Origin of the sequence: Pseudomonas sp. PD9R (genome assembly GCF_019200975.1) — a bacterium.
In the GTDB taxonomy this organism is placed as follows: Bacteria; Pseudomonadota; Gammaproteobacteria; order Pseudomonadales; family Pseudomonadaceae; genus Aquipseudomonas.
Map to the genome: position 1 here is coordinate 616,435 of NZ_JAHTMR010000002.1, position 18,831 is coordinate 635,265.

Annotated in this window: 19 protein-coding genes; 16 read left to right on the top strand and 3 right to left on the bottom strand. The window is 59.8% G+C overall.

Annotation, left to right across the window (positions count from 1 at the left end; genetic code table 11):
• Positions 1–90 precede the first annotated feature (90 nt).
• The gene (locus KUF73_RS07330) at positions 91–498 is read right to left on the bottom strand and encodes a PA2817 family protein (RefSeq protein ID WP_077047009.1); all 408 of its coding nucleotides are present in this window, start codon (positions 496–498) and stop codon (positions 91–93) included.
• Between the two features lie 83 nt (positions 499–581).
• Positions 582–3,029, bottom strand: coding sequence for an acyl-CoA dehydrogenase (locus tag KUF73_RS07335; protein ID WP_218437368.1), 2,448 nt, complete (start codon positions 3,027–3,029; stop codon positions 582–584).
• A 249-nt stretch (positions 3,030–3,278) separates the two neighbouring features.
• On the opposite strand from KUF73_RS07335, the gene KUF73_RS07340 reads away from it, so the two are divergent.
• The 4 genes from KUF73_RS07340 to KUF73_RS07355 all read left to right on the top strand — a co-directional run bounded on the left by KUF73_RS07340 (position 3,279) and on the right by KUF73_RS07355 (position 6,447).
• On the top strand, positions 3,279–3,917 hold the full coding sequence (locus tag KUF73_RS07340) for a transglutaminase family protein (protein WP_218437369.1): 639 nt from the start codon (positions 3,279–3,281) through the stop codon (positions 3,915–3,917).
• Between the two features lie 64 nt (positions 3,918–3,981).
• Positions 3,982–4,605 carry a glutathione S-transferase family protein gene (locus KUF73_RS07345; RefSeq protein ID WP_218437370.1) on the top strand — a complete coding sequence of 208 codons (624 nt, stop codon included), beginning with the start codon at positions 3,982–3,984 and terminating at the stop codon, positions 4,603–4,605.
• Between the two features lie 133 nt (positions 4,606–4,738).
• The gene (locus tag KUF73_RS07350; protein WP_218437371.1) at positions 4,739–5,671 is read left to right on the top strand and encodes an ABC transporter ATP-binding protein; all 933 of its coding nucleotides are present in this window, start codon (positions 4,739–4,741) and stop codon (positions 5,669–5,671) included.
• Entirely contained in the window at positions 5,668–6,447 is a 780-nt protein-coding gene (locus tag KUF73_RS07355) for an ABC transporter permease (protein ID WP_218437372.1), read from the top strand. The genes KUF73_RS07350 and KUF73_RS07355 overlap by 4 nt, the downstream gene beginning before the upstream one ends.
• Before the next feature lie 260 nt (positions 6,448–6,707).
• On the opposite strand, the gene KUF73_RS07360 is transcribed toward KUF73_RS07355, so the two are convergent.
• Positions 6,708–7,223: a DUF2062 domain-containing protein gene (locus tag KUF73_RS07360; RefSeq protein WP_218437373.1), complete on the bottom strand. Its 516-nt coding sequence runs from the start codon at positions 7,221–7,223 to the stop codon at positions 6,708–6,710.
• 136 nt (positions 7,224–7,359) lie between these two features.
• Between KUF73_RS07360 and KUF73_RS07365 the strand changes: the two genes are divergently transcribed.
• From KUF73_RS07365 to KUF73_RS07420, 12 genes are all read left to right on the top strand, one after another.
• Positions 7,360–9,594, top strand: a complete 2,235-nt coding sequence (locus KUF73_RS07365; RefSeq protein ID WP_218437374.1) for a DNA internalization-related competence protein ComEC/Rec2 — start codon at positions 7,360–7,362, stop codon at positions 9,592–9,594.
• 98 nt (positions 9,595–9,692) lie between these two features.
• Positions 9,693–10,328, top strand: coding sequence for a MotA/TolQ/ExbB proton channel family protein (locus KUF73_RS07370; protein ID WP_218437375.1), 636 nt, complete (start codon positions 9,693–9,695; stop codon positions 10,326–10,328).
• Entirely contained in the window at positions 10,325–10,750 is a 426-nt protein-coding gene (locus KUF73_RS07375; protein WP_218437376.1) for a biopolymer transporter ExbD, read from the top strand. Before KUF73_RS07370 ends, KUF73_RS07375 begins: the two co-directional genes overlap by 4 nt.
• Complete coding sequence (lpxK, locus tag KUF73_RS07380) at positions 10,750–11,760, top strand: tetraacyldisaccharide 4'-kinase (protein ID WP_218437377.1); 1,011 nt, start codon at positions 10,750–10,752, stop codon at positions 11,758–11,760. Before KUF73_RS07375 ends, lpxK begins: the two co-directional genes overlap by 1 nt.
• 23 nt (positions 11,761–11,783) lie before the next feature.
• Positions 11,784–11,969, top strand: coding sequence for a Trm112 family protein (locus KUF73_RS07385; protein WP_007945752.1), 186 nt, complete (start codon positions 11,784–11,786; stop codon positions 11,967–11,969).
• Positions 11,966–12,730, top strand: a complete 765-nt coding sequence (kdsB, locus tag KUF73_RS07390; RefSeq protein WP_218437378.1) for a 3-deoxy-manno-octulosonate cytidylyltransferase — start codon at positions 11,966–11,968, stop codon at positions 12,728–12,730. Before KUF73_RS07385 ends, kdsB begins: the two co-directional genes overlap by 4 nt.
• Complete coding sequence (locus KUF73_RS07395; protein ID WP_218437379.1) at positions 12,730–13,194, top strand: low molecular weight protein-tyrosine-phosphatase; 465 nt, start codon at positions 12,730–12,732, stop codon at positions 13,192–13,194. Before kdsB ends, KUF73_RS07395 begins: the two co-directional genes overlap by 1 nt.
• The gene (murB, locus tag KUF73_RS07400) at positions 13,191–14,210 is read left to right on the top strand and encodes a UDP-N-acetylmuramate dehydrogenase (RefSeq protein ID WP_218437380.1); all 1,020 of its coding nucleotides are present in this window, start codon (positions 13,191–13,193) and stop codon (positions 14,208–14,210) included. The genes KUF73_RS07395 and murB overlap by 4 nt, the downstream gene beginning before the upstream one ends.
• Before the next feature lie 240 nt (positions 14,211–14,450).
• A complete protein-coding gene (locus KUF73_RS07405; protein WP_218437381.1) occupies positions 14,451–14,921 on the top strand; it encodes a (2Fe-2S)-binding protein in 471 nt (156 codons plus the stop codon).
• A complete protein-coding gene (locus tag KUF73_RS07410) occupies positions 14,918–17,239 on the top strand; it encodes a xanthine dehydrogenase family protein molybdopterin-binding subunit (protein WP_218437382.1) in 2,322 nt (773 codons plus the stop codon). The genes KUF73_RS07405 and KUF73_RS07410 overlap by 4 nt, the downstream gene beginning before the upstream one ends.
• Positions 17,239–18,222, top strand: coding sequence for an XdhC family protein (locus KUF73_RS07415; protein ID WP_218437383.1), 984 nt, complete (start codon positions 17,239–17,241; stop codon positions 18,220–18,222). Before KUF73_RS07410 ends, KUF73_RS07415 begins: the two co-directional genes overlap by 1 nt.
• Positions 18,219–18,809, top strand: coding sequence for an NTP transferase domain-containing protein (locus KUF73_RS07420; RefSeq protein ID WP_218437384.1), 591 nt, complete (start codon positions 18,219–18,221; stop codon positions 18,807–18,809). Before KUF73_RS07415 ends, KUF73_RS07420 begins: the two co-directional genes overlap by 4 nt.
• Positions 18,810–18,831: the final 22 nt, after the last annotated feature.

Below are 18,831 nucleotides of genomic sequence, written 5' to 3' on the forward strand. Positions count from 1 at the left end.
TCAAAAGATCGCAGCCTTCGGCGGCGCCTACATTCGTTCCCTGTAGGAGCTGCCGAAGGCTGCGATCTTTTGATCTGCCCGGCATTCGGATCAGTGCTTGCTGTCCTGGTTCGACAACGCCAGCAATTGCTTTTCCTGGTTCCAGTCAAACGGCTCGTCATTCTGTTCGGCTTCAAAGCGACGTTCTTCCAGCGCCTGATACAGATCGATTTCATCATCGGGCATGTAATGCAGGCAGTCACCGGCGAAGTACCACAGCAAGTCGCGCGGGACCAGGTGTGCGATTTGCGGGTAGCGGGTAATCACCTGGCACAGGATGTCCTGGCCCAGGTATTGGCTTTCGATCGGGTCGACCGGCAGCAACGCACGCAATTCGTCGAAGCGCTCCAGGAACAAGGCATGGCTTTCTTCGGGAACCTGGTCGGCCTCACCTACGGCGACCAGGATGCTGCGCAGGTGGTCGAGCAAAACGAGATGATCGGCAACGATGTTGGACACGAGATAAGTCCTCAAGAGCAAAACGGGCGCGGGAGTATAAAGCGCCTGCGCCCTTTTTTACATGCCGGACATGGTTAGCTGGATCAGCGGACCTTGCCTGTGGCCAGCGTCAGCTCCTCTTTGTCGAAATCATCGACATCAATCACTTTGCGCCGCACCGCTTCGGCCTCACGCAGCGTGTGTGCTTCGACCGGCTGCAATACACCAGCTTCCAGCGCTGCATCGATGATGTGTTCGCCGGCAACCGGTTTGACCTGGCCGCTCTTGAGCGCCACGTGCAGTTTCTTTCGCAACGGTTGCGCGGCACTCAACTGATCGCAGGCGTGTTGCAGGACACCGACCGGATCTTCGATCGATTGCGGGCGATAGCAGCCCTGGAGCAATTCTTCGAGGGTCGGATCGCCTTTGGCCCGAGCGATCACCGCCGCGACTTCGGCGCCAAGTTTATCCGACGGTCCTTTGTGGCGGCGCCCGAACGGGAACACGATCACCCGCAACAGACAACCCAGCACTTTGTTCGGGAAGTTGCTCAACAGCTCATCCATCGCCCGTTCGCCTTGACCGAGGCTTTCTTCCATGGCCCAGGTAAACAGCGGCGTCATGTGCTCGGGTGAGTCGAGATCGCTGTAACGCTTGAGCGCGGCGCTGGCCAGATACAAGTTGCTGAGCACATCGCCCAGCCGTGCCGACAGGCGTTCGCGGCGTTTCAGTTCGCCGCCCAGCAACATCATGCTGAGGTCGGCGAGCAGGGCGAACGCGGCGGACTGGCGATTGAGCGCGCGGAAGTAACCTTGGCTGAGTTTGTCGCCCGGCATGTGTTCCAAGTGCCCGAAACCGAGGTTCAACACCAGCGTGCTGGCCGCGTTGCTCACGGCAAAACCGATGTGCTTGAGCAACAGGTCATCGAACTCAATGAGTGCCTGGTCCTTGTCCTCGCGGCTGGCCAGAGCCATTTCCTTGAGTACGAAGGGGTGGCAGCGAATTGCGCCCTGGCCGAAGATCATCAGGTTGCGCGAGAGGATGTTCGCACCTTCGACCGTGATACAGATCGGCGCGCCGCTCCACATGCGCCCCAGATAATTCTTGGGCCCCATGATGATCCCCTTGCCACCGTGAACATCCATGGCGTGGCTGATGCACTCGCGCCCGCGCTCGGTGAGGTGATACTTGAGAATCGCCGACAGTACTGACGGTTTTTCGCCCAGGTCCACCGCGTTGGCGGTCAACATTCGCGCCGCGTCCATCATCCAGGCGTTGCCGCCGATGCGCGCCATGGCTTCCTGAATGCCTTCGAAAGCGGCAATCGGCACGTTGAACTGTTCGCGAATCTGCGCGTACTGGCCGGTCACCAGGCTGGTGAACTTGGCCATGCCGGTGCCCACCGCTGGCAGGGAGATTGAACGCCCGACCGACAGGCAATTCATCAGCATCATCCAGCCCTTGCCGAGCATTTCCTGGCCGCCGATAAGGAATTCCAGTGGGATGAAAACGTCCTTGCCGGAGTTCGGACCATTCATGAACGCCGCGCCCAAAGGCAGATGACGACGGCCGATTTCCACGCCAGCGGTATCGGTTGGAACCAGCGCCAGGCTGATGCCCAGATCCTCTGTTTCTCCTAGCAAATGGTCCGGGTCGTAGGCCTTGAATGCCACACCGAGGAGGGTGGCCACCGGGCCGAGCGTGATGTAGCGCTTTTCCCAGTTCAGGCGCAGGCCGAGGGTTTCCTTGCCTTCCCATTCACCCTTGCAGATAACCCCCGTGTCGGGCATGCCACCCGCGTCAGAGCCGGCCAGCGGACCGGTCAATGCGAAGCAAGGAATTTCGTCGCCGCGCGCCAGGCGTGGCAGGTAATGGTTACGTTGTTCGTCGGTGCCGTAATGCAGCAACAGTTCGGCCGGGCCGAGGGAGTTGGGGACCATCACGGTGGACGCCAGGTCGCCGCTATGGCTTGCCAGTTTCATGGCGACTTGAGAGTGGGCATAGGCCGAAAACCCCTTGCCGCCAAACTCCTTGGGAATGATCAGGGCGAAGAAACCCTGCGCCTTGATAAAGGTCCAGGCTTCGGCTGGCAGGTCCATGGTTTGCCCGAGTTGCCAGTCGCTGACCATGGCGCAGAGCTCATTGGTCGGGCCATCGATAAACGCCTGTTCCTCTTCGCTCAGTTGTGCTTTCGGATAGGACAGCAGCTTGTTCCAGTCCGGGCGGCCGCTGAACAATTCGCCATCCCACCACACCGTGCCAGCTTCGATGGCCTCGCGTTCGGTTTGCGACATGGGCGGCAGGGTTTTCTGGAACCATTTGAACAGTGGCGCGCTGAACAGTTTGCGGCGCAGGTCGGGTAACAACAAAGGGGCCGCCACGGCGGCCATCAATACCCAGAAAATCAGTAGCAACCAGCCCGGTGCGCGGCTGAAGGCGCCCATTGCCAGTAGGTAGACAGCCACGATGCCCAGGGCAGGCAGCGGGGAGATACGACGGTGGGCTAAATAAGCTATCCCGACAACCAGAACCAGTATCCACAACAGCAGCATATTTAATCCTCCGTGAAACCAGGGCGAACCAACTCACAGAGCTTAGACGGCATCCGCAGAATCGGACGGTCAGAGCGATGTGATTGAAAACGTGGGAAACCCGGGATAAATGGTGTAGGCCGGGTTCGCCACGTGTCTGGGAAATCGTTCGTTGAGGCGGGCGACAACGCGCCTATATTTGGCCGAAACGTCGTTATCTCTGTGCTGAACCTCTCGCTAGACTCGGGGCTCCCCCAGGAGATTGCCCGCATGCACGAGTATCTGAGTCCCGGCCGCTTCATCGATAGTGACCACCCCTCGGTGGTGGAGTTCGCCGAAAAACATCGCGGTGCCAGTCGCGACCCGCTCGAGCAGGCAATCAATCTTTATTACGCGGTGCGAGAGGCAGTGCGCTACAACCCGTACACCTTCAGTCGCGATCCGCAGACCTTGCGCGGCAGTTATGCGCTGGCAACCGGCGAAAGTTACTGCGTGCCCAAAGCCACGCTGCTGGCTGGGTGTGCGCGACATTGTGGAATTCCCGCGCGGATCGGCCTGGCGGACGTGCGCAATCATTTATCGACGCCGCGCCTGCTCGAATTGCTCAAGAGCGACGTATTCGCCATGCATGGCTACACCGAGCTGTATCTGAATGGTCGTTGGGTCAAAGCCACTCCGGCGTTCAATCAGGGTTTATGCGAACTGTTCAATGTCGCGCCACTGGAGTTCGACGGAATCAACGACAGTGTTTTCCACCCCTTCAATCGAGATGGCGAAAAGTTGATGGAGTACCTGATCGATCACGGCCAGTTCACTGACGTCCCCGAAGCCTTCTTCTTCGAGCACCTTGAGAAGTGCTATCCGCACTTGTTCGGCGCTCAACTGCCGCCGCTGCTGGGGGATATGTAGAGCGATTTGAGTCGCGCCTGATCCGGCGTATGCTGCCTGCGCATTCATCTATAAAGAGGCGGTCATGCTGAAGATCTGGGGTCGGAAAAATTCATCGAATGTCAGAAAGCCTTTGTGGGCCGCCGAAGAACTTGGCCTGGCCTATGAAGCCATTGATGCGGGCGGTGCCTTCGGTGTAGTTGACACGCCCGAGTACCGTGCGATGAATCCCAATGGACGCGTACCGGTGATTGAAGACGACGGCTTCGTGTTGTGGGAATCCAATGCCATCGTTCGCTACCTGATGGCCAAATACGCCACAGACACCGCGTGGTATCCGGCGGATCTGCAAGCGCGCGCCACCGCTGACAAATGGATGGACTGGACCACGTCGAGTTTTGCCGGCCCGTTTCGCACTGTGTTCTGGGGCGTGCTGCGCACTCCGGCAGACCAGCAGGACTGGTCCGCGATCAAGGCAGGGATAACAGAGTGCGACGCTTTGCTGGCGATGGCCGATCAGGCGTTGGCAACCAAACCTTACCTGTCCGGCGACGAGATCGGCATGGGCGATGTTCCGCTGGGCAGTTTTATTTATGCCTGGTTCGAGATGCCAATCGAGCGCGCACCGCAACCTCATCTGGAGGCCTGGTATGCGCGGCTGAAACAACGCCCGGCGTATCAAAAAGCGGTGATGACCGCGTTGACTTAATACTCACTATCGACACACTTGACTGTACTTGTGTGGCGGCGACAAGCACCATTGCGCTAACGCGCTGCGGTTGCATTGCTCGCCGTCCGCCCATATTTATCCCTTCCTTCCCTTCTTGGTGCGTAAATCCGATATGAGTTCCGCTCTGTCCATCCGGCAGCTAACCAAAACCTACGGCAACGGTTTCCAGGCCTTGAGTGGTATCGATCTGGACGTCGCCGAAGGTGACTTCTTCGCCTTGCTCGGCCCGAACGGCGCCGGCAAATCCACGACCATCGGCATTCTCTCGACCCTGGTGAACAAGTCCAGCGGCACAGTGAATATCTTCGGCCATGACCTGGACAAGAATCCTGCACAGCTCAAGCGCTCCATCGGCGTGGTGCCCCAGGAATTCAACTTCAACCAGTTCGAAAAGACATTCGACATCGTCGTGACCCAGGCCGGTTACTACGGCATTCCGGCGAAAGTCGCGAAAGAGCGTGCCGAGCAGTATCTGACCCAGCTCGGGCTGTGGGACAAGCGCGATGTGCCGTCGCGTTCTCTGTCTGGGGGCATGAAGCGTCGACTGATGATCGCCCGGGCGCTGGTTCACGAACCGCGCCTGTTGATCCTCGACGAACCGACCGCTGGCGTGGACATCGAATTGCGTCGCTCGATGTGGACCTTCCTCACCGAGCTGAACAAGAAAGGCATCACCATCATCCTCACCACGCACTATCTGGAAGAGGCTGAGCAGTTGTGCCGCAACATCGGCATCATCGATCACGGCACTATTGTCGAGAACACCAGCATGAAGCAGTTGCTCGGCCAACTGCATGTCGAGACCTTCCTGCTGGATTTGAAGAACGGTCTGGGTGTGCCGCCGCAACTGATCGGCTATCCATCACGGTTGCTTGACGGTCATACCCTGGAAGTCCAGGTGGACAAAAGCATGGGCATCACCGCGCTGTTCACACAGCTTGCCGAACAGCGTATTGAAGTGCTGAGCCTGCGTAACAAAACCAATCGCCTCGAGGAGTTGTTCGTGTCCCTGGTGGAGAAAAATCTGTCGAAGGTGGCGGTATGAGTTCCGAGCTGCAACCCAATCTCGTTGCCCTGAACACCATTGTTTACCGTGAGGTCCGGCGTTTTACCCGGATCTGGCCGCAAACCCTGCTGCCGCCGGCCATCACCATGGTTCTGTACTTCGTGATCTTCGGTAACCTGATTGGCCGGCAGATCGGCGATATGGGTGGCTTCACCTATATGGAATACATCGTACCGGGGCTGATCATGATGTCGGTGATCACCAACTCTTATGGCAACGTGGTGTCGAGTTTCTTCGGCAGCAAGTTCCAGCGCTCGATCGAAGAGTTGATGGTGTCGCCGGTGTCGCCGCACACCATTCTCATCGGCTACACCTTGGGCGGCGTGCTGCGCGGGTTGATGGTCGGGATCATCGTGACGCTGCTGTCGTTGTTCTTCACCCATTTGCAGGTGCATCACCTGGGCGTGACCATTCTGGTGGTGGTGCTGACGGCAACGATCTTCTCGCTGCTGGGTTTCATCAACGCGGTGTTTGCGCGCAATTTTGATGACATCTCGATCATTCCGACGTTTGTACTGACGCCGTTGACCTACTTGGGCGGGGTGTTTTACTCGATTACATTGCTGCCGCCGTTCTGGCAAACCGTGTCGTTGGCTAACCCGGTGCTGCACATGGTTAACGCGTTCCGTTACGGCATTCTTGGGGTGTCGGACATCAAGATCAGCATTGCGATTACGTTCATGGTGGTGGCGACTTTGGTGTTGTATATCGGTTGCGCACGGTTGTTGGTGAGTGGGCGGGGGATGCGGACCTAGTCGCTTTGATAACGAACTTGTTGCTGACTTGATTTAGCGGTTGTACTCGATCCCTTGTGGGAGCGGGTCAGCCGCTGTGCAAAACCTCCACTCGGCCTCTCGAGAGGACCATAAATCAAGATCAAAAGATCGCAGCCTTCGGCAGCTTCTACAGGAAACCGTATGTCCCTCTGTGGAGCTGCCGAAGGCTGCGATCTTTTGATTTTGCTTTGCTTTAACGTTGATCTGCTGCCTCTTTCCCAGAGGCCGTTTTTGCATGCTCACATCCGACGTTGCTTACGTCGCTTCCACTGCCGCGCCACCCACCACCGCCAATACATCATCACCAGGCAATAAGCCAACGCCCCCAGCACCAACCCCGTCACCACCGACCCCAGCAAAAACGGCTGCCACAACGTCGAGAGTTCACCGCTGATCCATTCCCAGGTCAGTTCATCCGGCAAATGGCGGGCAGGTACGTCCATCAACCAGGCACCCGTCTGATAGGTGCAGAAAAACACGGCGGGCATGGTGATCGGATTGGTCAGCCAGACCAGACTGACCGCAATCGGCATGTTTCCACGCACGACAATGGCAAGAATGGCAGCCACCAGCATTTGCAGCGGAATCGGCAGGAACGCCGCGAACAGACCCACAGCCATGGCCCGCGCGACGGAATGGCGATTGAGGTGCCAGAGGTTCGGGTCATGCAGCAGGGTGCCAAGAAAGCGTAAGGATTTGTGTTCCCTGATGCTGGTCGGGTCTGGCATGTAGCGTTTGAATAAGCGCCGGGGCATAAGGCTTCTCGGTCGGTTAAGGCGGCAAGTATGTCTGGATTCTATGAGGCGCCCATTCAGACTTTGTGACAATTAATAACGACGGCCGTGCGGCAGGCCGGCTATGCCTAGGGAGTGGACTCTCAAGGACGGGCTTATGCGCACAGGGATGATGGCGCTGGCGTTGGGTCTGCTGGCCTTGCGTTTTTTACCGGCATTGCCGCCGGTCGGGTTGTTGCTGTTGTTGCCGGTCGTGGCTTTGATGCTGCTTCCATTCAAGACTTACCCATTGGCGTTTTTCCTGTTCGGTCTGAGCTGGGCCTGCGTGCAGGCGCAGTGGGCGCTGGATGATCGACTGTCGCCGGGCCTGGATGGCGAAACACGCTGGGTCGAAGGGCGGGTGGTGGGGTTGCCGCAGAGTAGCGAGGCGGTCGTGCGCTTCGAATTGGCGAATGCCCGGTCGCGACACGGCACGGTGCCGCAGCTCATGCGTCTGGCCTGGTACGACGGGCCGCCAGTCAACAGCGGCGAGCGCTGGCGGCTGGCGATCAAGTTGAAGCGTCCCGCCGGGCTGCTCAACCCGCATGCTTTCGATTATGACGCCTGGCTTCTGGCACAACGTATCGGTGCGACCGGGACGGTCAAGACGGGCGAAAGACTCGCCGAAGCTCGATGGGCCTGGCGCGATGGTATTCGCCAGAGGTTGCAGACTGTGGATGCCCAGGGCCGGGCGGGGGCGCTGGCGGCGTTGGTGCTGGGGGATGGCGCCGGCCTCAGTCGTGAAGACTGGCAGGTGCTGCAAGACACCGGCACTGTGCATCTATTGGTGATTTCCGGCCAACACATCGGTTTGTTGGCGGGGCTGGTGTATCTGCTGGTCGCCGGGCTCGCGCGTTATGGCCTGTGGCCAAGCCGTCTGCCATGGCTGCCCTGGGCTTGCGGTCTGGCATTTATGGCTGCCCTCGGTTACGGGTTGCTGGCCGGTTTCGAAGTACCGGTGCGCCGAGCCTGTCTGATGATCGGCCTGGTGTTGTTATGGCGTTTGCGTTTTCGTCACTTGGGCGCGTGGTGGCCACTGTTGCTGGCGCTCAATGGCGTTTTGCTGCTCGATCCGCTGGCGAGTCTGCAACCGGGGTTCTGGTTGTCCTTCGCGGCGGTGGCGGTACTTATCTTCACTTTCGGCGGTCGCTTGGGACCTTGGCGATGGTGGCAAACCTGGACCCGTGCCCAGTGGCTGATCGCGATTGGCCTGTGCCCGATGTTGCTGGTGTTGGGGCTGCCGATCAGTATTAGCGGGCCATTGGTCAACTTGCTGGCGGTGCCCTGGATCAGCCTGGTTGTGTTGCCACCAGCGTTGGTTGGGACGCTGTTGCTGGCGGTGCCCTATGTGGGCGAGGGGTTGCTGTGGCTGGCAGGCGGTTTGATCGATGGCTTGTTCAGGGGATTGGCGTTGATCGCTGGTCAGGTTCCCGCCTGGGTGCCCATAGCCATCCCGTTGTGGGTTTGGGCTTTCGGCATGGTCGGGGCTTTTCTACTATTACTGCCGCGCGGGGTGCCGATGCGGTCGCTGGGATGGCCGATGCTGCTGTTGCTGGTTTTTCCACCGCGGCCATTGCTGCCGGAAGGCATCGCCGATATCTGGCAACTGGATGTCGGCCAGGGCTTGGCTGTTCTGGTTCGCACTCGCGAGCACACACTGCTGTATGACACGGGGCCCCGTTTTGGTGATTTCGATTTGGGTGAACGGGTAGTGTTGCCGACGTTGCGCAAGCTGGGGGTGAAACATCTCGACCTGATGCTGATCAGTCACGCCGATGCCGACCATGCCGGTGGTGCTCGGGCCGTAGCCAATGGACTTGCCGTGAATAGAGTCGTCAGTGGCGATCCACTGGCCCTGCCTACCGAATTGCAGGCCGAGGCCTGCGAGAGCGGCCGGCAATGGACGTGGGACGGCGTTACGTTCCAGCTCTGGCAATGGCCATTGGCCGGGGATAGCAATCAGAAGTCCTGCGTTCTGCAGATCGAAGCCAATGGCGAGCGCTTGCTATTGACCGGAGACATCGACACCACGACCGAGCGCGTCCTGCTCGACAGTCCGCTGGCCGTGCCCACCGACTGGTTGCAGGCACCGCACCATGGCAGTCGCAGCTCATCTTCCATGGCGTTGCTTAACGGTTTGCAGCCCAAAGCGGTGCTGATCTCCCGTGGCCAGGGCAATTCCTTCGGCCACCCGCACCCGACCGTCATGGCGCGCTACCGAAAACTCGGTATGGCGATCTACGACAGTGCGGAGCAGGGTGCCATTCATCTGCAACTGGGGCGCTTCGAAGCGGCGCGCTCGATGCGTCTGGAACGGCGTTTCTGGCGCGATTTGCCACCCGTAAATAAATAGCCAGGAGTTATTACAGACCGACCGGATGCGACATCACGGTCTTCGGTGCGCTCACCCCCTATGTTAGAGTGGCGCACTTTTTCGAGGGGACTGTCACTGTGTGGGAATTGGTTAAATCCGGCGGCTGGATGATGATTCCAATCATCCTGAGTTCCATCGTGGCGATGGCAATCGTTGCCGAGCGTCTCTGGACCCTGCGGGCCAGCCGCGTGACCCCGGAGCATTTGCTCGGGCAGGTCTGGGTCTGGATCAAGGACAAACAGCTCAATAAAGAAAAGCTCAAGGAACTGCGCGCCAACTCACCGTTGGGTGAGATCCTGGCGGCTGGCCTGGCCAACTCCAAACATGGTCGCGAGATCATGAAAGAGTGCATCGAAGAGGCTGCTGCACGGGTCATCCATGAGCTGGAGCGCTACATCAATGCGTTGGGCACCATCGCCGCCATGGCGCCATTGCTGGGCTTGCTGGGCACCGTGCTGGGCATGATCGATATCTTCAGTTCGTTCATGAGCACCGGCATGACCACCAATGCCGCAGTGCTGGCCGGTGGTATTTCCAAAGCCTTGATTACCACGGCTTCGGGCCTCATCGTTGGTATCCCGTCGGTGTTCTTCCACCGGTTTCTGCAACGGCGCATTGATGAACTCGTCGTGGGCATGGAACAGGAAGCCATCAAGCTGGTTGAAGTGGTGCAGGGCGACCGTGACGTAGATTTGGCTGAGGGCAAAGCGTGAAATTCCGTCGCAAGCAACGGGAGAACGTGGACATCAACCTGGTGTCGCTGATCGACGTGGTGTTTGTCCTGCTGCTGTTTTTCGTCGTGACCACCACCTTTACCCGTGAAACCCAACTGCGTGTCGATCTGCCGGAAGCCGTCAGCGGCGCTTCCGCTGACGACCAGGTCAAAACGCTGGACATTGCCATCAGTGCTGACGGCGTGTTCTCGGTGAACAATCAGATTTTGCCCAAAAGCGATCTGGCGACGCTGATGGAAGCGCTGCAGAAAGAATCCAATGGCGACACCAACAAGCCGCTGTCCATCAGCGCTGATGGTAAAACCCAGCATCAATCGGTGATTACCGCCATGGACGCGGCTGGCAAGCTCGGCTTCAGCCATTTGCGCATGACCACAATCGAGGCGGCGCCCGCGCCCTGATGGCCATGTCCGATCGTCTGCTCTCCGCCTGGTACCGAGGTCATCCGGCCCTGAAGCTGTTGCAGCCGCTGGAATGGTTGTATCGACGCGTGGTCAACAACAAGCGCAAGCGCTTTTTGGCGGGCGAGGGTGAGATTTATCAACCGCCCGTGCCGCTGATCGTAGTCGGCAACATCACTGTCGGCGGTACTGGCAAGACGCCGCTGATTCTGTGGATGATCCAGCATTGCCAGCGCAGCGGTTTGCGGGTCGGTGTGGTCAGTCGCGGCTACGGTGCCAAACCGGCGCAATGGCCGTGGCGGGTCGAGGCGGATCAGAGTGCAGACATTGCCGGCGACGAACCGCTGTTGATTGTCCAGCGCACCGGCGTGCCGTTGATGATCGACCCGGACCGCAGCAGCGCCGTCAAAGCGTTGCTGGCGAGTGAGCCGCTGGACCTGATTCTGTCCGACGATGGCATGCAGCATTACCGGCTGGCCCGGGACCTGGAACTGGTGTTGATCGACGCCGCCCGTGGCCTGGGCAACCAGCGCTGCCTGCCGGCCGGACCGTTGCGCGAACCGGTCGAGCGCCTGCAAAGCGTTGACGCGGTGCTCTACAACGGCGCCACGGCTGACCGCGACGGTGGTTTTGCCTTCCAGTTGCAACCTACAGAACTGATCAATCTACGCAGTGGCGAACGCTGTCCTCTTGACCATTTCCCAGCCGGTCAGGCGCTGCACGCGGTGGCCGGGATCGGCAATCCGCAACGTTTCTTCAAGACCCTCGAAACGCTACACTGGCAACCGATCCCGCATGCGTTCGCCGACCACGCCGAATACAGCGTGCAGGCCTTGAATTTCACGCCGTCATTGCCGTTGGTGATGACCGAAAAGGACGCGGTGAAGTGCCGCGCCTTTGCCGCCGCCGATTGGTGGTACCTGGCGGTCGATGCAGTGCCGTCGCCGGCCTTTGTGGCCTGGTTCGATACACAGCTGATGCGCTTGTTGCCGGCTCGACTTTTGCCTTAAACCGTTTTATCCAGGGAATGCTCATGGACACCAAATTGCTCGACATCCTCGCTTGCCCGGTCTGCAAAGGCCCACTCAAGCTCAGCGCCGACAAGACCGAGCTGATCAGCAAGGGCGCAGGGCTCGCGTACCCGATTCGCGACGGCATTCCGGTGATGCTCGAAACCGAAGCCCGCACCTTGACCACCGACGAGCGTCTGGATAAATGACCACAGCCTTTACCGTTGTCATTCCATCGCGTTATGCCTCCACCCGTTTGCCGGGCAAGCCGTTGCTGTTGATCGCGGGCAAGCCGATGATCCAGCACGTTTGGGAGCAGGCGAGCAAAAGCAGCGCCCAGCGCGTGGTGGTTGCCACTGACGATGCGCGTATCGTCGAGGCTTGCCAGGCTTTTGGTGCCGAAGTGGTGCTGACCCGCGAGGATCACAATTCCGGCACTGATCGCCTGGCGGAGGTCGCGACGAAACTGGGCCTGGCGCCCGATGCTATCGTGGTCAATGTCCAGGGTGACGAGCCGTTGATCCCGCCGAGCGTGATCGATCAGGTCGCCGCCAACCTGGCCGCCCACGCCGAAGCGCGCATGGCCACTCTGGCCGAGCCGATCGAAGACGTCGAAACCCTGTTCAATCCCAACGTGGTCAAGGTCGTCAGCGACCTCAATGGCCTGGCGCTGACGTTCAGTCGTGCCACGCTGCCATGGGCGCGAGATACGTTCGCCAAAAGCCGCGAGCAATTGCCGGAAGGCGTGCCGTATCGTCGGCACATCGGCATCTACGCCTACCGCGCCGGTTTCCTGCATGACTTCGTCAGCTGGGGGCCGTGCTGGCTGGAAAATACCGAGTGCCTGGAACAATTGCGTGCACTGTGGCACGGCGTGCGGATTCACGTTGCCGACGCGCTGATTGCGCCGCCGCCGGGCGTCGACACCGTTGAAGACCTTGAGCGCGTTCGTCGCCTGTTGGAGGCCTGATGCGGGTTCTGTTTGTCTGCCTGGGCAACATCTGCCGTTCACCGACGGCCGAAGGCGTGTTGCGACATAAACTGCGCGAAGCGGGGCTGGCTGATCAAGTCGAAGTGGCCTCCGCCGGCACCGGTGAATGGCACGTCGGCAATGCGCCAGACAAACGCAGTCAGGCGGCGGCAATGCAGCGTGGTTATGACTTGTCGGCCCAGCGAGCCCAGCAAGTGACCCGCGCCGATTTCGCCGCTTACGACCTGATCCTGGCGATGGACCACACCAACCTGCGCAACCTCAAGGCCATGCAGCCCGCCCGGGGTAAAGCCGAGCTGGACCTTTTTCTGCGTCGCTATCAGTCGGAAGTCGATGAAGTGCCGGACCCGTATCACGACAGCGATCAAGGCTTCGAGCGGGTGCTGGATTTGATCGAGCGCGCCAGTGATCTGCTGGTGATCGAACTGAAGGGACGGTTATGAGTTTGCAGGTACGGCAACAGGTTTCGCTCAAACCGTACAACAGTTTTGGCGTGGATGTTCAGGCTCGTCTGTTTGCCGAGGCCCATAGCGACGCCGACGTACGTGAAGCGCTGGCGTATGCGCAGGAGCATGACGTGCCGTTGCTGGTGATCGGCGGTGGCAGCAACTTGCTGCTGACAGCCGATATCCCGTCGCTGGTGCTGCGCATGGCCACTCGCGGTATCCGCGTGGTGAGTGACGACGGCAGTAAGGTCGTGATTGAAGCCGAAGCGGGCGAGCCATGGCATCCGTTTGTACAACACACATTGGTACATGGGTTGTCGGGACTGGAAAACCTCAGCCTGATTCCCGGCACCGTTGGCGCTGCGCCGATGCAGAACATTGGTGCCTACGGCGTCGAGATCAAGGATGTGTTCGCCGGCCTGACCGCCCTGGATCGTCACAGCGGTGAACTGCGCGACTTCAGCCTGGGGGAATGCAACTTCGCTTACCGCGACAGCCTGTTCAAGCAGGAGCCGGGACGCTGGTTGATCCTGCGCGTGCGTTTCACCCTCGACCGCACTGCGCATCTGCATCTGGAATATGGCCCGGTGCGTCAGCGCCTGACCGAGCAAGGCATCGATCACCCGACGGCCACCGACGTCAGCCAGGCCATTTGCAGTATCCGCAATGAAAAGCTTCCGGACCCGGCGGTGCTTGGCAATGCCGGCAGTTTCTTCAAGAATCCGCTGGTGCCGGCGGCGCTGGTCGCGCAGCTCAAGGGCCAATACCCGGATCTGGTGGCCTACGCGCAACCCGACGGGCAGATGAAACTGGCCGCCGGTTGGTTGATCGAGCGGGCAGGGTGGAAGGGTTTCCGAGAGGCAGATGCGGGCGTGCATAAATTGCAGGCGCTGGTGTTGGTCAACTACGGCGGCGCGACCGGTTTGCAATTGCTTAACCTGGCGCAGCGCATCCAGAAAGATATTTCAGAGCGTTTCAAAGTCGAACTGGAAATGGAGCCCAACCGTTATTGAAGCTAAGCTTTCAAGTTGAATCCAAAGCCCTGCACTGATGAAAAGTGCAGGGCTTTTTTGTTAACGCTGCGTTAACTTAGCGAGCTAACGATGCAATGCATTTGCTCCATCAAAGGCCCGGTGCAGACGTGTCCGTCCGCACAAGAGAGCCCATCAGCCTGAGTCGATCTGCGTTCAACGTTGCAAGATCCAGCGGCAGATTGCTCGACCCCATAACCGAAGAAATATGCGGGCGTGCCCATGATTACCCTGAAGCTCAATGGTCAAGACCATCAACTCGACGTGACCGAGGATATGCCGCTGCTCTGGGCGATCCGCGACGTGGCGGGCTACAACGGCACCAAGTTCGGCTGCGGCATGGGCCTGTGCGGTGCATGCACCATCCATATCGAAGGCGCCCCGGCGCGCAGCTGCATCACGCCAATCGGCTCGGTGGTCGGACAAAACGTGACCACTATCGACAACCTGCACGCCGATCCGATCGGCAAAGTCGTGCAACAAGCCTGGCTTGATACGGCCGTGGCGCAATGCGGTTTTTGCCAGGGTGGGCAAATTATGTCGGCAACCGCGCTGCTCAAAACCAATCCAAACCCGAGCGACGAACAGATTGAAGAGGCGATGGTCGGCAATATCTGTCGCTGTGGCACCTACAACCGCATCAAGACCGCCATCCGCCAGGCATCCACTCACCTGAAGGAGGCCAAGGCATGAGCCAGTTACCGAATAATTTCGCCCTGAGCAACCTCAGCCGCCGCGGTTTCCTCAAGGGCGTGGGCGCTACCGGAGCACTGGTGGTCGCCGCCAGTTGGGGCTGGCAAGATGCATTCGCCGAAGAGGCGCAGAAGAAGTTCGGCGCCGACGGCATGCCCCACGGCTGGGTCGATGATCCCAAGATTTACGTGAGCATCGCGGCCGATGGCACGGTGACCGTGGTCTGCAACCGTTCGGAAATGGGCCAGGGTGTGCGCACCAGCCTGAGCATGGTCGTGGCGGACGAACTGGAAGCTGACTGGGCACGGGTCAAAGTGAAGCAGGCGCCGGGCGATGAAGTGCGTTTCGGCAATCAGGATACCGACGGTTCGCGCAGCATGCGCCACTGGTACGAGCCGATGCGCCGTTGCGGTGCCGCCGCGCGGACCATGCTGGAACAGGCGGCTGCCGACCAGTGGAAAGTGCCGGTCAGCGAATGTCATGCGCAGCTGCACAAAGTCATCCACAAACCCTCCGGTCGCGAACTGGATTACGGCGCCCTGGCCGCCGCTGCCGGTGCCTTGGCCGTACCGGCGCGTGACAGTCTGCGGCTCAAACAGCCGTCTGAATTTCGCTACATCGGCAAGGAAGGCACCAAGGCCATCGACGGTGACGATATCGTCAACGGTCGTGCGGTGTACGGCGCCGATGTGCATTTCGACGGCATGTTGTTCGCCACCATTGCCCGCCCTGCGGTATATGGCGGCAAGGTCAAAAGCTTCGATGCCAGCGCCGCGATGAAAGTCCCGGGCGTGATTAAGGTGGTGCAGATCGAAAGCCGGCCGTTGCCATCGGAGTTCCAACCATTGGGCGGCATCGCCGTTGTGGCCAGCAATACCTGGGCGGCAATCAAGGGCCGTGAAGCACTGACCATCGAGTGGGACGACGGCGCCAACGCCAGTTACGACTCGATCGCCTACCGCAAGGAACTGGAAGCCGCCTCGCTCAAACCGGGCAAAGTGGTGCGCAACACCGGCAATATCGACGAAGCCATGAGCAGCGCCGGCAGCACGCTGGAAGCCTCCTATTATCTGCCGCATTTATCGCAGTCGCCGATGGAGCCGATGGTCGCCATTGCGCGCTACAAGGATGGCATGTGCGAAGCCTGGGGCCCGAGTCAGGCGCCGCAGGTCACCCGCACACGCATTGGCGAACGCCTGGGCCTGCCGTTCGATAACGTCACCTTCAATGTCACCTTGTTGGGCGGCGGTTTCGGTCGCAAGTCCAAACCGGACTTCATCATCGAAGCGGCGATCCTTGCCAAGGAATTCCCTGGCAAGGCTGTGCGGGTGCAATGGACCCGTGAAGACGACATCCATTGTTCTTACTTCCACACCGTATCCGCCGAATACCTCAAAGCGAGCCTGAACAAGGATGGCCTGCCATCCGGCTGGTTGCACCGCACGGTGGCACCGAGCATTACCGCATTGTTCGCACCGGGGATGAATCACGAGGCAGCGTTCGAGTTGGGCATGGGTTTTACCAACATGGCGTACGCGATTCCCAATGTGCGCCTGGAAAACCCCGAAGCGACCGTCCACACCCGCGTCGGTTGGTATCGCTCGGTGTCGAACATTCCCCATGGCTTTGCGATTCAGAGTTTCGTCGATGAATTGGCGCACAAGGCCGGGCAGGACCCGCTCAAGTACCAGATCAAATTGCTCGGCCCCGATCGTAAGATCGATCCGAGCACGTTGAGTGACGAGTGGAATTACGGCGAATCACCCGAGCGTTATCCGATCGATACCGCGCGCTTGCGTACGGTGCTGGAAACCGCCGCCAAAGCCGCCGGTTGGGGGCGCGAATTGCCGAAAGGGCGTGGCCTGGGCCTGGCGGTGCATTACAGCTTCGTGACGTACGTGGCGGCGGTGATTGAAGTCGAAGTCAAAGACGATGGCACATTGATCGTGCACAAGGCGGATATCGCTGTGGATTGCGGGCCGCAGATCAACCCCGAGCGCATTCGCGCGCAGTTCGAGGGTGCTTGTGTCATGGGCCTGGGCAACGCCGTGCTGGGTGAGATCAGCTTCAAGGACGGCAAGGTCCAGCAGGATAATTTCCACATGTACGAAGTGGCGCGCATGTCCCTGGCGCCGAAGCAGGTCGCCGTGCATCTGGTCACACCGCCAGGCAACGTACCGTTGGGCGGCGTCGGCGAGCCGGGTGTGCCGCCGATTGCGCCGGCGCTGTGTAATGCAATTTTCGCCGCTACCGGCAAACGTATCCGCAGCCTGCCGGTCCGTTATCAGTTGCAGGATTGGCAGAAGGCCGGCGTCTGATGGACAGTGCCGATCTGAACGTCCTGCGCAGCGTACTGGAGTGGCGCCGCGCGGGTCAGCGGGTTGTGCTGTACAGCGTGGTCCAGACTTGGGGTACCGCGCCCCGGGCACCTGGCGCCATGTTGGCGTTGCGCGAGGACGGCGTGGTGATTGGCTCGGTCTCTGGTGGCTGCGTCGAAGACGACCTGATTGCCCGGTTGCATGACGGTCGGATTGCGGCCGACGGACCGCCGGTTCAGTTGATCACCTATGGCGTGAGCCGAGAGGAGGCAGCGCGCTTCGGTTTGCCCTGCGGCGGTACGTTGCGCCTGACCGAGGAGCGTGTCGGCGACCCGACATGGGTCGCCGAGTTGCTGGCGCGCTGCGAGGCACATGAAATCGTCGCCCGTTCCCTGGATATCGCGACCGGTGAGGTGGTTCTACAGCCAGCGAGCAAGGCCGACGTTCTGGCGTTTGACGAGAAAACTTTGCGCGCCATCTACGGGCCCCGCTGGCGATTGTTGTTGATCGGCGCGGGGCAACTGTCGCGTTATGTTGCCGAAATGGCGCGCCTGCTGGATTTCGAAGTGCTGATCTGTGATCCGCGCACCGAGTTCGTCTATGGCTGGGAAGAACAGCACGGCCGATTTGTCTCGGGCATGCCTGACGAAGCGGTGCTGAACATCCAGACCGACGAACGCACGGCCATCGTTGCCCTGACTCACGATCCGCGTCTGGATGATATGGCCTTGCTGACTGCCCTCGACTCCCGGGCCTTTTACGTCGGCGCGCTGGGCTCGCGGGTTAACAGCCAGAAGCGCCGGGAGAATCTGGCTCAACTCGGCTTGTCGCCACAGGCCATCGACCGGTTGCACGGCCCGATCGGCTTGCACATTGGTAGCCACAGCCCTGCAGAAATTGCCTTGTCGTTGATGTCTGAAATTGTGGCGATCAAAAATGGCGTCGAGCTGAAACAGAAGAAACCCGCGCAGGAGGGCGTATGAGTGAGGACATTGGTGTCGTCGTTCTGGCAGCGGGGCTGGGCAGTCGCTTTCGACAGGTAGCCGGCGCTGAGAAAGACAAGTTGCTGGCTGATTGCACGGGACGAGATGGCGCTGTCCGTTCGGTGATCGAGCATGTGCTGATGAATTTGCCGGTCACATTGGGCGAGCGTGTGCTGGTGACCACCGCTGATCGCCCCCAAGTAATCCGCATGGCCAAGGCTTACGATTGCGAGGTCGTGCTGATCGAGTCGACCGGGATGGGCGACAGCATTGCAGCCGGTGTCTCGGCGTGTGCGCAAATGGGTGGCTGGTTGGTGGTGCTGGGGGATATGCCGTTTATCCTGCCGTCGAGTATTGAACGTGTAGTGGCGCAGGTTGCTGATGATTGCATCAGCGTGCCGGTGCAGGACGGAGAGTACGGGCATCCGGTGGGTTTTGGACGCAACTTTTGTTCGGGATTGATTGCGTTGACTGGAGATCGAGGGGCCAAGCCGTTGTTTGCGCAGGGGCGGGTGGTTGCGGTGACGGTGGATGATCCCGGGGTTTTGTGGGATGTGGATGTGCCGGAGAAGTTGGTGTTTGTGTAAAGATCAAAAGATCGCAGCCTTC

Bases quoted from the DNA above. Each gene is read 5' to 3' on its own strand.
- KUF73_RS07405 (WP_218437381.1), top strand. From the start codon at position 14,451: ATGATTACCCTGAAGCTCAATGGTCAAGACCATCAACTCGACGTGACC.
- lpxK (WP_218437377.1), top strand. From the start codon at position 10,750: ATGGCCATGTCCGATCGTCTGCTCTCCGCCTGGTACCGAGGTCATCCG.
- KUF73_RS07420 (WP_218437384.1), top strand. From the start codon at position 18,219: ATGAGTGAGGACATTGGTGTCGTCGTTCTGGCAGCGGGGCTGGGCAGT.
- KUF73_RS07415 (WP_218437383.1), top strand. From the start codon at position 17,239: ATGGACAGTGCCGATCTGAACGTCCTGCGCAGCGTACTGGAGTGGCGC.
- KUF73_RS07395 (WP_218437379.1), top strand. From the start codon at position 12,730: ATGCGGGTTCTGTTTGTCTGCCTGGGCAACATCTGCCGTTCACCGACG.
- KUF73_RS07345 (WP_218437370.1), top strand. From the start codon at position 3,982: ATGCTGAAGATCTGGGGTCGGAAAAATTCATCGAATGTCAGAAAGCCT.
- KUF73_RS07360 (WP_218437373.1), bottom strand. From the start codon at position 7,223: ATGCCCCGGCGCTTATTCAAACGCTACATGCCAGACCCGACCAGCATC.
- murB (WP_218437380.1), top strand. From the start codon at position 13,191: ATGAGTTTGCAGGTACGGCAACAGGTTTCGCTCAAACCGTACAACAGT.
- KUF73_RS07385 (WP_007945752.1), top strand. From the start codon at position 11,784: ATGGACACCAAATTGCTCGACATCCTCGCTTGCCCGGTCTGCAAAGGC.
- KUF73_RS07410 (WP_218437382.1), top strand. From the start codon at position 14,918: ATGAGCCAGTTACCGAATAATTTCGCCCTGAGCAACCTCAGCCGCCGC.
- KUF73_RS07365 (WP_218437374.1), top strand. From the start codon at position 7,360: ATGCGCACAGGGATGATGGCGCTGGCGTTGGGTCTGCTGGCCTTGCGT.
- KUF73_RS07355 (WP_218437372.1), top strand. From the start codon at position 5,668: ATGAGTTCCGAGCTGCAACCCAATCTCGTTGCCCTGAACACCATTGTT.
- KUF73_RS07335 (WP_218437368.1), bottom strand. From the start codon at position 3,029: ATGCTGCTGTTGTGGATACTGGTTCTGGTTGTCGGGATAGCTTATTTA.
- KUF73_RS07350 (WP_218437371.1), top strand. From the start codon at position 4,739: ATGAGTTCCGCTCTGTCCATCCGGCAGCTAACCAAAACCTACGGCAAC.
- KUF73_RS07340 (WP_218437369.1), top strand. From the start codon at position 3,279: ATGCACGAGTATCTGAGTCCCGGCCGCTTCATCGATAGTGACCACCCC.
- kdsB (WP_218437378.1), top strand. From the start codon at position 11,966: ATGACCACAGCCTTTACCGTTGTCATTCCATCGCGTTATGCCTCCACC.